This is a genomic window from Thioalkalivibrio sp. ALE10, assembly GCF_000381385.1.
Taxonomy (GTDB): domain Bacteria; phylum Pseudomonadota; class Gammaproteobacteria; order Ectothiorhodospirales; family Ectothiorhodospiraceae; genus Thioalkalivibrio.
The window spans coordinates 1-11,816 of the sequence record NZ_KB906464.1 but is presented as its reverse complement, the minus strand read 5'-3'; the positions used below and the strand labels follow the sequence as shown (position 1 = coordinate 11,816).

The following is an 11,816-nucleotide window of genomic DNA, read 5'->3' as shown; positions in this document are numbered from 1 at the left end:
CGCCGTAATACTCCGGCGCTCCACGACCGCACTCGGCCACCGCCACCGCGATCGTCTCCTTGTGCACGTCCAGCCCGATGTAGGCGCCGTACACATCGGCGGCCTGCTCCACCGCCTGCCTCACGCCGGTCAGACCCGACGCCGGCCCTGCATCCTTCATCCCTTCCGCGCTAAACTGGTTCATGACCTGCCCCCTCGATATTGGCTCTGTGTTGAAGGTGGTTGTCCCAACCCCGAGAACATAACCCACGCTCTCGAGGTCGGGCAGGTCAATCCATCATGTCTACGGGGGGCAGGGTTCAGCCTGCAGGAGGCCAGCCTCTGGCCGATTAGGCGCAGGGATTGGCCGGACGGGGAATCGGTCGGAGGGCCGGCCTCCTGCCGGGGCAGGGTTCGGCCTGTAGGAGGCCAGCCTCTGGCCGATTAGGCGCAGGGATTGGCCGGACGGGGGATCGGCCGGAGGGCCGGCCTCCTACCGGCCGGGTGCCGTGGGAGGCCAGCCCCCTGGCCGATCAGGCGCGGTAGAGGTCGAAGCGTACCGCGCGGCCCTCGATCGCGGAGATCGGCGCGGTGCCGGGCAGAGGGGCGGCCCCGGCGGGGCGCTTGACCACCACGCGGCCGCGGGTGGCGGGGATCAGCGCGGCGAGCGTGGCGGCCGCGTCGCTTTCCGTATCGCTTGCGGCATCGTGTTCTTCAGTGTCTTCCGCCCGGGATGCCTGGCCCGGATGCGGGTCCGGGGTCTCCATCAGCGCCTGCAGGATCTGCATGTCTTTCTTGACCGCGGCGTTCTTGCGTCGCTGCGGGAACATCGGGTCGAACACCGCCGCATCGGCGGGCGCGGGCAGGGCGTCGGCGGCGAATGCCTGCGGGAACAGTTGCACGCGTGCGGCGCTGGCGGCCAGGGCCGGGTCACCGGCGTGTGCGGCGCGCTGCAGGGCATCTTCCAGCAACAGGGCGACGACCGGATGCCGCTCGAAGGCACTGACTCGCCAGCCCCGCGCGGCCAGCAGCAGGGCATCGCGGCCCAGTCCGGCGGAGGCATCGATGATGTGCGCGTGCTCGCCGACGCGCCCCACGGCGCGCACCAGGGTCTCGTGGGCCGCGCGGGCGTGGCGGTAGCCCTGCCGGCCGCGCACGAAGTCCGGGGTCAGGCGCAGCGGCTTCCTGCCGCCCTCCAGAACCAGGCTCAGGCAGTCCGCTTCCACTTCCAGGGTCAGCGCCGCGTCGCCGCCATGGACGTAGCCGGCGGCGTCCAGCCGGCGCTGCAGGGCCCGGGTGCGCTCCCGGGCGCGCGGATCGTCTTCCGGGACCGGGCGCAGTTCGAGGGTCATCGACGGGGCCGCGGTCAGTAATGCGGCGGCGGGGGTTCGGGGGTGTCCTGCCCGCCCGCGCTGCCATCACCGGCGGCGGCCTCCAGCGCCCGCAGGCGGCCGTGAAGCCATTCGAGCTGCCGGGTCAGGGCCTGGTTCTCCTGCTGCAGTTCGGCCTGCACCCGGGCCTGTTCCTCCTGGCTGAATTCCAGATAGGCTAGGCGTTCTTCCAGGGTCGCGATGCGCTGTTCGGGGGTGGGGTCGCTGGCGGCCATGCGGGCTCCCGGTGCGCGTTCAGTCAACGCGGTTGCGCGTCTCGCCGGCGGCGAAGGCGCGGATGTTGGCGGCGATCTCCTCCAGCACCGCCTGGCGCGCCGAGCGCGCGGCCCAGGCGGTGTGCGGGGTCAGCACCAGACGCGGCAGGTCGGCGGCGAGCAGGGGATGATCGGGCGGCGGCGGTTCCGGCTCGAGCACGTCGATGCCGGCGCCGGCGATGCGTTTCTCGCGCAGGGCTTCGGCCAGGGCCCGCGGCTCCACCAGGCCGCCGCGGGCGGTGTTGATCAGCAGGCCATCGGGGCCCAGGCGGTCCAGGGCGTCTTCGTCGATCAGGTTGCGGGTGGCGTCGGTCAGCGGGCAGTGCAGCGAGATCACGTCGCTGGTCTCCAGCAGCTCCGGCAGGGGGACGCGCACGGTGTCCGCGGCAGGATCCGCGGCGGGTTCCGCGTCGCGCAGGCTGCGGGCGTAGCGCACCTGCACGCCAAAGGCCTCGGCCAGGCGCGCGGTGGCCTGCCCGAGGACGCCGCGCCCGACGATGCCCATGCGCATGCCCGACAGGGTGCGGATGGGGTGGTCGAGCAGGCAGAACTGGTCGGACTCGCTCCAGCGCCCGGCGCGGATGTCGGCGCGGTAGTCGTCCAGCCGGGTGACCAGGGTCAGCAGCAGGGCCATCACGTGCTGGGCCACCGAGTCGGTGGCGTAGTCGCGGGCGTTGGTCACGGCGATGCCGAGCTCGCGCGCCGTCGCCACGTCGATGTTGTTGAAGCCGGTGGCGGCCGCGCAGATCAGCTTGAGCTGCGGGCTGCGTTCGAGCACGCCGCGGTCGAGGACCACCTTGTTGGTGATGGCGACGTCGGCCCCGTCCAGGCATTCGCTGATGGCGTCGGGGTCGGCGGGCGTGCGTTCCCGGCGCACCCAGTCCGGGGCAGCGCGGTCCAGCGGGGCGAAGTCCAGGTCGTCGCGATCGACGGTGGCCGTGTCCAGGAAGACGGCGCGGGGGGCGGAGGGCAGGTTCGGTTGGGCCATGAGGTTCAGCGTTGAGATCGGGCGGAGGGCAGGGGCCAACAAAAAGGGCCCCGCCGGAGCGGGGCCCGCGTGCTGGCGAGTCCGGGAGGGTCCGGGCTCGGCCGGCGCGTCAGTTCTCGCCCATAAAGGCGTGGAACAGGTTCAGCATGTGCAGGAACATCACGTACAGGTTGGCGTACAGCGACACCGTCATCACCACGTAGTTGGTCTCCTGGTCGTGGATCAAGCGGCTGGTGTCGAACAGGATGGCCGCCGACAGCAGCAGCACCACGGCCGCGGAGATGGCCAGCGACAGCGCCGGGATCGCCAGGAAGATGTTGGCGACGATCGCCAGCAGCGCCACGATCAGGCCGACCACGATGAAGCCGCCGAGGAAGCTGAAGTCCTTCTTGGTGGCCAGCGCATAGCCGGACAGGGCCACGAAGGCCACGGCGGTGGCGGTGAATGCGTTGCCGACGATCTGCGGGCCGTTGGGCAGCCCCAGGTACATCGACAGGATCGGGCCGAGGAAGAACCCGAGCGTCCCGGTGAAGGCAAAGGTCAGCACCAGGCCCCAGACCGAGTTGCGCGTGAAGTGGATGGCGAACGGGCCGCCGATCAGCACGCCGAGCATCACGATCCAGTGCACCGGCGGGGCGCCGATGGCCATGGCGACGAAGGCGGTGACCGCGCTGAAGGCCAGGGTCAGGGCCAGCAGGGTATAGGTCTGGCGGATGACCTTGTTGGTCGAAATGGTCTCGCTGATGGAACCGGTGCTGGACGGGTTCTGTTTCGAGCGGACGATCTGGTCTCTGGACACGGTCGTTACCTCCTGTGGTTCGTTATCGCCTCAGTGTACCGCCGGACGGCGCGGTATGCAGCCGGGCGGAGTCAGCTCCGGCTTTCCTGGCCGGCATCCGCTTCGACCCGGGTTTCGCCCACGCGTTCCCGGCAGACTTCCACGGCCCGGTCGGTGCTGCGGAAGATGTTGTCCTTGCCGATCAGCTCGTCCAGGCCGGTGCGTTCCATCACCTCCAGCACCTGGGCCTTCACGCCGGCGAACACCAGGGTGACGCCGCGTGCCTTCAGCCGATGCACGAGCTGGTGCACGGTCTCCTCGCCGGAGGCGTCGATCTCGTTGATCCCCTTGCCGACGATGATGATGTATTTCGCCTGCGGATGGCTGGCGGCCAGGTCCAGCACCGCGTCTTCGAAGTAGGGCACGTTGGCGAAGTACAGCGAACCGTCGAAGCGCATCAGCGCGATCTTTTCGTCGGTCTGCAGGCCGTAGCGGCGCGCCTCGCGCAGGGTGCCGTCCTCGTAGCGGGCCAGTTCGCTCACGCGCGGCTGCATCGAGCGGTAGAGATACAGGATGATCGCGAGGCCCGCCCCGGTGAGGATCCCGTAATCCAGGTTGGGCGCCATGGCCAGGGTCGCGATGAAGGTGACGATGGCGGCGATGCCGTCGTGCTTGTTGGCCACCCAGGCGTGCTTGATCGCCTTGAAGTTCACCAGCCCGGCGACGGCCATCATGATGATGGCGGCGAGGACGGCCTCCGGCAGGTGGTAGATCAGCGGGGTCAGGAACAGCAGGGCGATGCCGATGATCACCGCCGTGAAGACCGACGACAGGCCGGTTTTGGCCCCGGAATTGAGGTTGACCGCCGAGCGCGAGAACGACCCCGACACCGGATAGCCCTGGGTGAAGCCCCCGGAGATGTTCGCCAGGCCCTGGCCGATCAGCTCCTTGCTGGGGTCCAGCCGCTGGCCGGTGCGCGCGGCCATGGCCTTGGCGATCGCGATGGCCTCGGTGAAGCCGACCAGGGCGATGACGAAGGCGCTGGTGAGCAGCATGGTGATGTTGCCCAGGCTCAGCTCCGGCAGGGTGGGAGCAGGCAGGCCCTGGGGCACGCTGCCGACCACGTTGCCGCCACCGTCCAGGTGGATGGTGTCGTTGTCGACCCGTTCGATGCGCCAGTCGGTGCCGTCGGCCCGCTCGCGTTCCGCGTCGGTCAGGTGGTCCTCGCGGATGAAGCGGGCCGGGGCGTCGTCTTCGCCGGGGACACGGCGCAAGCTGATCGCGCCGAGCTGGTCGCGCAGATCGCGCAGTTCGCTGCGCTGTTCGTCGCGCTCCAGGCCGAGGGTATCGATCTCGTGACGGATCCGTACCGCCTCGGCGCGTTCGACCTCGTCGACTTCGGCCTCCAGCTCGCGGATGCGCTGTTCGATGTCGGCCAGCGCGCCGGAACGGGAGTCGACCTCTTCGGCCAGGGCGACCACGTCGGCCGGCGCGACCCGGTCCGCCGCCACTTCGGCCTTCTGCTCGTAACCGATGGCCCAGCTGATGAGGATGGTGATGACCACCGCTGCCAGGACGCCGGGGATCTTCGGGACCACGCGCTTCATCGCGACCATCAGCGCGATCGCGCCGAGCCCGAAGGCCAGCGTCGGCAGGTGAACGTCGCCGATCTGCTGCAGCACGCCCCACAGGCCGACCATGAAATGGCCGCTGGTGTCGACCGGGACGCCGAGGATCTTGTTGAGCTGCGACAGGGCGATGATGATGGCCGCGGCGTTGGTGAAGCCGACGATGACCGGGTGCGAGATGAAGCTGACGATCGAGCCCAGCCGGAACAGTCCCAGGACCAGCTGGACCACTCCCACCAGGAAGGCCAGCACGATCGCCAGGGCGATGAACTCGGAGGAGCCCTCGGCGGCGAACGGGATCAGGGCCGAGGCGGTGAGCAGCGAGACCACCGCCACGGGCCCGGTGGCCAGCTGGTTGGAGGAGCCCCAGAGGGCGGCGATCATCACCGGCAGCAGGGATGCGTACAGTCCGTAGACCGGCGGCAGCCCGGCCAGCTGGGCGTAGGCCATGGACTGCGGGATGAGGACGAGGGCGACCGAGATGCCGGCAATCAGATCCGCGTTGATGGTGTCCTTGGTGGGACGCCAGCGCAGGAAGGGAAACAGATTGAGCAGCATCGAATTCATGATGGTCGGCCTCGGGTTGCGCCCCGTCGCCGGTCCCCGGGGCGGTCACTGAAGTTCGTGCCGGCGGCCGGGGCCGCGGCGTCTTCGTCCGGCGTCGCGTCAGGAGGCTCGGCGCCGGCGCCGAATCGCGGGAGGCGGATTCGGCCGGGAAGGACAGGGCCGTGATTTTACGGAAGATCGTTATTTTCTTCTATCAAACTCTTTCTATACGACGCATTGTGGTCCGTATATATGAAAGGAGGCCCGGGCCGGTTTTCCGGCGAGTTGCCAGGCGCGGGGTGGTCGCGGAGAATGTGCGGCGCCGGAGAGGTGGCAGAGTGGTTGATTGCACCGGTCTTGAAAACCGGCAGGGGTGCAAGCCCCTCGAGGGTTCGAATCCCTCCCTCTCCGCCAGAATTCCGCAGGAGGCCAGCCCTCTGGCTGATGTGACATATCCCGAGCCCGATCGGCCAGGGGGCTGGCCTCCTGCAATCGGCCAGGGGGCTGGCCTCCTACAGGGCCGGCGCCTCAGGCGGACACTACCCCACACGAAAAAGCGGCCCGGGCAATGCCACGGGCCGCTTCTCCGGGAAATCTGGTGGGCGGTGCTGGGTTCGAACCAGCGACCCCTGCCGTGTGAAGGCAGTGCTCTACCGCTGAGCTAACCGCCCCGGAAGAGGCGTAATTTAAGGCTCCGGCGACGTCCGGTCAAGGGGGCGGAACGCCCGCAGGTAGGAGGCCAGCCTCTGGCCGATCAGGCGCAGGGATTGGCCGGACGCGGAATCGGCCGGAGGGCCGGCATCCTGCGGGCATGTTCACGGGCGCCTGCGGGGGGATGCGCATAGAAAAGGGGCCGCGTGGGCCCCTTTTTCGCGTGCAAGCACGCTCCTGCGGAATTCTGGCGGAGAGGGAGGGATTACTCGCCACGTTGTGGCTCGCCCTTCGGGCCATCGCCTGCGGCGATGTTCGGGCTTCGCTGGCGCGTCGCCCGTCGAACCCGGCTTTTCCATTCCTCGGGTTCGAATCCCTCCGGCCATGGGGGTATGCATAGAAAAGGGGCCACGCGGGCCCCTTTACCTGAATCTGGCGGAGAGGGAGGGATTCGAACCCTCGGTACGCTCGCGCGTACAACGGTTTTCGAGACCGCCCCGTTCGACCACTCCGGCACCTCTCCGTGCTCCGGCCCGGTCGGTTGTTGCGACCGTCGCCAGTAGCGCTGCGCATCCTAGCAGATTCGGAGGCGGGGGCGGTAGGGTTGCCGTGGATAATCGGCGAGGGAACCCGGCTCCCGCATGCGGGCCGCCCGCATGGCGCGCTTCAGGATCGGCGGTTCAGGGCATCAGGCGGGTGATTTCCCAGTGTTCGCCGTTGTGATGGTAGGTGAAGCGGTCGTGCAGGCGACTGGCGCGGCCCTGCCAGAATTCGAAGAGCTCGGGCGCGAGGCGGTAGCCGATCCAGGCCGGGTCGCGGGGGACGTTGCCGTCGGGGTACTGCTGTTCCAGGTCCTTCACGCGCTGCTCCAGGGTGGCGCGGTCATCCACCGGCTGGCTCTGCAGGGAGGCGGCGGCGGCCAGCCGGCTGCCGCCGGGCCGCTGGCTGAAGTAGTCGTCCGCGAGTTCGGCGGGCAGGGCGCTGACGCTGCCCTCGACGCGGATCTGGCGTTCGGTCTCGGGCCAGTAGAACAGCAGCGCGGCGCGGGGGTTCTCGGCGAGGTCGCGGCCCTTGTGGCTGCGCGAGTCGGTGTACCAGCAAAGGCCTTCGGCCTCGAAATGCTTGAAGAGGACGATGCGCGCCGAGGGCTGGCCGTCGGCGTCGGCGGTGGCCAGGGTCATGGCGGTGGGATCGGGGTTGCCGGCCTCGCGCGCTTCTTCCAGCCAGCGGGCCAGCAGCTGTGCGGGCTCCGCGGTCAGGTCGCTGCGGCGCAGCTCGGCGCGGGTGTAGTCGCGGCGGGTGTTGCGGTGGTCGACCTGGTTCATGCGGGGCTCCCGGGGGCAGATGGCACGATCACTCATGATACGCCCGCGGGCGTCATTGCGCCCAGACGGGGCGGCCGGGCCGGGCGGTTTGCGCCGGGGTGCGGGTTTGTGGGTTCATGTCGGGTGAGCCGGACAAACCGACAGGAGGACACGATGAGCCGACCCGTGATTGCGGCACTGGAACCGCGTGGCGTGGAGCTGGAGAAGGGGAAGGAGTACTACTTCTGCCGCTGCGGGAGGTCGGCCAACCAGCCGTTCTGTGACGGTTCCCACGCGGGGACGGGCCTGGGCCCGCTGGCGTTTACCGCGCAGGAGAATGGCGAGGCGTTTCTGTGCCAGTGCAAGCAGTCGGGCAATCTGCCCTATTGTGACGGTACGCACGCCGGGCTGGACGCGCAGGTCGGGGAGGCGCCGGAACCGGCGTCGGAGCCCGCGTCGGAGCCGGGCGGGAACGCCGGGAACGGCGGATCCGGCGCACCGCCCGACCCGCGCGCCACCGCGACCGAGCCGCATGTCGAGTTCATCCATGCGCTGGCGCGCGACGGCCTGGACGGGCTGGGTGCCCAAGGACCGACGGTGGCAATGGGCGTGCCGCGCGACGACCTGCCGGGCTGGGATGCACTGCAGCTGCTGGCGGCCCAGCTGGCGAGCCGGCCGCTGGAGGCCGGGGCCGAGGTGGCCACCGAGCTGGTGATCGGGCCGCAGGCGCAGCGGCCGTTGCGCCTGTCCATGCCCTGGCTGGTGACCGACATGAGCTACGGAGCGCTGTCGCGCGAGGCGCGTCTGGCGCTGGCGCGGGGCGCCGAGCAGGCCGGAACCGGGGTGTGTTCCGGCGAAGGCGGCATGCTGCCGGAGGAGGCGGAGGCGGCCTCGCGCTATCTGTTCGAGCTGGGGCCGGCGCATTTCGGCTACGACGACACGGTGCCCGAGCGGGTGCAGGCCTTCCATTTCAAGGCGGGGCAGGCGGCCAAGACCGGGGTGGGTGGCGTGCTGCCCGGTTCCAAGGTGACCGACGAGATCGCGGCCGCGCGCGGGATTGAGGCCGGGCGCGACGCGGTGTCGCCGCCCGCGGATCCGGCGCTGCGCACGCCGGAGGATTTCCGCCGCTTCGCGGATGACGTGCGCCGGCGCTCCGGCGGGATCCCGGTCGGGTTCAAGCTGGCGGCACACCACATCGAGGCGGACATCGACTTTGCCCTGGAGGCCGGTGCCGACTACATCATCCTCGATGGTCGCGGCGGGGGTACCGGGGCCGCGCCGGCGCTGCTGCGCGACCACATGGGGGTGCCGACCATCCCGGCGGTGGCGCGTGCACGCCGGCACATGGATGCCACCGGGGCCTCGGGCGGCGTGACGCTGCTGGTGACCGGCGGGCTGCGCACCCCGGCGGACTGGGTCAAGGCCCTGGCACTGGGGGCCGATGGCGTGGCCCTGGGTAACGCCGCGCTGCAGGCGATCGGCTGTGTGGGCGCAAGGATCTGCCACACCAACCAGTGCCCGACCGGCGTGGCCACCCAGGATCCGCGGCTGCGGGCGCGCCTGGATGTGGAGACCGGGGCGGCGCGTCTGGGCCGGTTCCTGACCGACGCCACGGAGCTGGCGCGCGTCCTGGCGCGGGCCAGCGGTCATGCGCGGCTGGAGGATTTCGGCCCCAACGATCTGTCGACCTTCGATCGCGATCTGGCCCGTCTGGCCGGGGTGCAGTACGCCGGCGTGCGCGACGCGCGGCACGTCTGAAGCCCCTGCCGCGCGCGGGTCCGGTTGAAGCCCGGGCCGCGCGCGCGTGTAATGGTCGATTACCCGATCGCAGTGCTCCGGAATCCCCGGAACGAGGCCGCATGTCCGCATCCGTACCCGTTATCGCCGACGAGACCGTGCCCGGTCTGTTCGACCGCCGTCCGTACTGGGCCAAACGCTTCGGCACGGCGCCGTTCCTGCCGACCACGCGCGAGGAGATGGACCAGCTCGGCTGGGATTCCTGCGACATCGTGCTGGTCACCGGGGATGCCTATGTCGACCATCCCAGCTTCGGCATGGCCATCATCGGCCGGCTGCTGGAGGCGCAGGGCTTTCGCGTCGGCATCATCGCCCAGCCCGACTGGACCTCGGCCGAGGCGTTCCGCGCGCTGGGGCGGCCGAACCTGTTCTTCGGCGTGACCGCCGGGAACATGGACTCGATGGTCAATCACTACACCGCGGAGCGGAAGAAGCGCTCCAACGACGCCTATACCCCCGGCGACGTGCACGGCAAGCGCCCGGATCGCGCGGTGGTCGTGTACAGCCAGCGGGTGCGCGAGGCCTTCCGCGACGTGCCTGTGGTGATCGGCGGGATCGAGGCGAGCCTGCGGCGCATCGCCCATTACGACTACTGGCAGGACAAGGTGCGCCGCTCGGTGCTGCTGGATTCGCGCGCGGACATCCTGCTGTTCGGCAACGCCGAGCGCGCACTGGTGGAGCTGGCGCATCGGGTGGCCGGGGGCGAGCATCCGCGCGAGATCAACGATCTGCGCGGCACCGCGTTCCTGCGTGACCGGGTGCCGGGCGATCACGTGGTGCTGGATTCCTCCGAGGTGGATACCCCGGGGCCGGTGGACGCGAACCCGGATCCCTATGCGGAGACCTCGGCGCAGGCCTGCGCGACCGGGCAGGAATCGGGCACGGGATCCGGGAGCGATGCCGAAGCGCAGGTGGTGCGCTTCCACCGCGAGATCCCGAAGGGCACGCCGCGCAGCCGCACCGTGATCCGCCTGCCGGCCTTCGAGCAGGTGAAGGGCGACGCGGTGCTGTACGCCCATGCCTCGCGGGTGATGCACCTGGAGACCAACCCGGGCAACGCGCGGGCGCTGGTGCAGCGCCACGGCGACAAGGAGCTGTGGCTCAACCCGCCGCCGGTGCCGCTGTCGACCCCGGAGATGGACGCGGTGTTCGATCTGCCCTATGCGCGGGCCCCGCATCCGTCCTACGGCGATGCGCGCATCCCGGCCTGGGAGATGATCCGCTTCTCGGTGAACATCATGCGCGGCTGCTTTGGCGGCTGCACCTTCTGTTCCATTACCGAGCATGAAGGACGCATCATCCAGAGCCGCTCGGAGGACAGCATCCTGCGCGAGATCGAGGAGATGCGCGATCGCGTGGAGGGCTTTACCGGCGTGGTCTCGGATCTGGGCGGACCCACCGCGAACATGTACCGCCTGGCCTGCAAGGATCCCGAGATCGAGAAGAACTGCCGGCGCCTGTCCTGCGTGTATCCCGGGATCTGCTCCAATCTGAATACCGACCACGCCCCGCTGATCCGCCTGTATCGCAAGGCGCGCGAGCTGCCGGGGGTGAAGAAGGTGCTGATCGCCTCGGGCCTGCGCTACGACCTGGCGATCGAGTCGCCGGAGTACGTGAAGGAGCTGGTGACGCACCATGTCGGCGGGTATCTGAAGATTGCCCCGGAGCACACCGAGGAGGGCCCGCTCGGTCACATGATGAAGCCGGGGATGGGTACCTATGACCGCTTCAAGGCGATGTTCGACAAGTATTCGAAGGCGGCGGGCAAGGAGCAGTACCTGATCCCGTACTTCATCGCCGCGCATCCGGGCACCACTGACGAGGACATGCTCAACCTCGCGCTGTGGCTCAAGCGCAATGGCTTCCGCGCTGACCAGGTGCAGGCTTTCCTGCCCAGTCCCATGGCCCTGGCCACCGCGATGTGGCACACCGGGCGCAACCCGCTGCGGGGTGTGCGGCGCCGGGCGGATTCACGGCTTTCCGTGGCCCGCGGGGCGCGGGCGCGGCGGCTGCACAAGGCGTTTTTGCGCTATCACGACCCGGATAACTGGCCGCTGCTGCGTGATGCGCTGAAGCGCATGGGTCGGCGCGACCTGATCGGCAACGGCAAGCACCACCTGATCCCCACCTGGCAGCCGGCGGGTACCGGGGGCAAGGGGGGCAGCAAGGGCGGCGGGGCGCGACCGGCCGCCGGCGGGCGCGTGACCCGCGGCGGCAAGGCGCTCCGGCAGCGCGGCGGCGAGGTGCGTACCCAGCACCTGGGCGTGGAGAAGGCTGCACGGCCGGCCCCGACCGGCCGCAAGCCGGGGCGCAAGGGCGGCCCGAAGAAGGGCCCGGGCAAACGGTAGGAGGCCGGCCACCCGGCCGATTGGGCCGGGTCTGGTGCCGGATCGGCCAGGGGGCTGGCCTCCTACGGACGGTTCGGGGAGCGGTAGGAGGCCGGCCCTCCGGCCGATCGGGGGCAGGTCCGGTGCCGGATCGGCCAGGGGGCTGGCCTCCT

The 11,816-nt window shown here is 69.9% G+C and carries 8 protein-coding genes, 3 tRNA genes, 1 other RNA gene and 1 pseudogene; 3 read left to right on the top strand and 10 right to left on the bottom strand.

Annotation, left to right across the window (positions count from 1 at the left end):
• The 6 genes and pseudogenes from F788_RS13850 to F788_RS0113150 all read right to left on the bottom strand — a co-directional run.
• Positions 1 to 184 (bottom strand): annotated as a pseudogene (locus tag F788_RS13850) (IS110 family transposase); the annotation flags it as partial.
• Between the two features lie 328 nt (positions 185 to 512).
• Complete coding sequence (locus F788_RS0113170) at positions 513 to 1,331, bottom strand: class I SAM-dependent methyltransferase (RefSeq protein WP_019590477.1); 819 nt, start codon at positions 1,329 to 1,331, stop codon at positions 513 to 515.
• Between the two features lie 14 nt (positions 1,332 to 1,345).
• Positions 1,346 to 1,585 carry a SlyX family protein gene (locus F788_RS0113165; protein WP_018870752.1) on the bottom strand — a complete coding sequence of 80 codons (240 nt, stop codon included), beginning with the start codon at positions 1,583 to 1,585 and terminating at the stop codon, positions 1,346 to 1,348.
• A 19-nt stretch (positions 1,586 to 1,604) separates the two neighbouring features.
• Entirely contained in the window at positions 1,605 to 2,612 is a 1,008-nt protein-coding gene (locus F788_RS0113160) for a D-2-hydroxyacid dehydrogenase (RefSeq protein WP_019590476.1), read from the bottom strand.
• A 109-nt stretch (positions 2,613 to 2,721) separates the two neighbouring features.
• Entirely contained in the window at positions 2,722 to 3,411 is a 690-nt protein-coding gene (locus F788_RS0113155; RefSeq protein ID WP_019590475.1) for a Bax inhibitor-1/YccA family protein, read from the bottom strand.
• 71 nt (positions 3,412 to 3,482) lie between these two features.
• Positions 3,483 to 5,585 carry a SulP family inorganic anion transporter gene (locus F788_RS0113150; protein WP_019590474.1) on the bottom strand — a complete coding sequence of 701 codons (2,103 nt, stop codon included), beginning with the start codon at positions 5,583 to 5,585 and terminating at the stop codon, positions 3,483 to 3,485.
• Positions 5,586 to 5,888: 303 nt separating this feature from the next.
• Between F788_RS0113150 and F788_RS0113145 the strand changes: the two genes are divergently transcribed.
• Positions 5,889 to 5,978: transfer RNA gene (locus tag F788_RS0113145), tRNA-Ser, on the top strand.
• 182 nt (positions 5,979 to 6,160) lie between these two features.
• Here F788_RS0113145 and F788_RS0113140 read toward each other — a convergent pair.
• From F788_RS0113140 to pdxH, 4 genes are all read right to left on the bottom strand, one after another.
• Positions 6,161 to 6,235, bottom strand: a tRNA-Val gene (locus tag F788_RS0113140).
• Between the two features lie 228 nt (positions 6,236 to 6,463).
• Positions 6,464 to 6,610: non-coding RNA, RtT sRNA (locus F788_RS13845), on the bottom strand.
• Positions 6,611 to 6,648: 38 nt separating this feature from the next.
• Positions 6,649 to 6,738: transfer RNA gene (locus tag F788_RS0113135), tRNA-Ser, on the bottom strand.
• A 157-nt stretch (positions 6,739 to 6,895) separates the two neighbouring features.
• On the bottom strand, positions 6,896 to 7,540 hold the full coding sequence (gene pdxH / locus F788_RS0113130; RefSeq protein ID WP_019590473.1) for a pyridoxamine 5'-phosphate oxidase: 645 nt from the start codon (positions 7,538 to 7,540) through the stop codon (positions 6,896 to 6,898).
• Positions 7,541 to 7,693: 153 nt separating this feature from the next.
• Between pdxH and F788_RS0113125 the strand changes: the two genes are divergently transcribed.
• Together F788_RS0113125 and F788_RS0113120 are read left to right on the top strand one after the other, a co-directional pair.
• Entirely contained in the window at positions 7,694 to 9,277 is a 1,584-nt protein-coding gene (locus F788_RS0113125; protein ID WP_019590472.1) for a glutamate synthase-related protein, read from the top strand.
• 101 nt (positions 9,278 to 9,378) lie between these two features.
• Positions 9,379 to 11,664: a YgiQ family radical SAM protein gene (locus tag F788_RS0113120; protein ID WP_019590471.1), complete on the top strand. Its 2,286-nt coding sequence runs from the start codon at positions 9,379 to 9,381 to the stop codon at positions 11,662 to 11,664.
• The last annotated feature ends 152 nt before the right edge of the window (positions 11,665 to 11,816 follow it).

Coding starts and splice junctions, on each gene's coding strand:
- F788_RS0113170 (WP_019590477.1), bottom strand. CDS start 1,331: ATGACCCTCGAACTGCGCCCGGTCCCGGAAGACGATCCGCGCGCCCGG.
- F788_RS0113165 (WP_018870752.1), bottom strand. CDS start 1,585: ATGGCCGCCAGCGACCCCACCCCCGAACAGCGCATCGCGACCCTGGAA.
- F788_RS0113160 (WP_019590476.1), bottom strand. CDS start 2,612: ATGGCCCAACCGAACCTGCCCTCCGCCCCCCGCGCCGTCTTCCTGGAC.
- F788_RS0113150 (WP_019590474.1), bottom strand. CDS start 5,585: ATGAATTCGATGCTGCTCAATCTGTTTCCCTTCCTGCGCTGGCGTCCC.
- pdxH (WP_019590473.1), bottom strand. CDS start 7,540: ATGAACCAGGTCGACCACCGCAACACCCGCCGCGACTACACCCGCGCC.
- F788_RS0113125 (WP_019590472.1), top strand. CDS start 7,694: ATGAGCCGACCCGTGATTGCGGCACTGGAACCGCGTGGCGTGGAGCTG.
- F788_RS0113120 (WP_019590471.1), top strand. CDS start 9,379: ATGTCCGCATCCGTACCCGTTATCGCCGACGAGACCGTGCCCGGTCTG.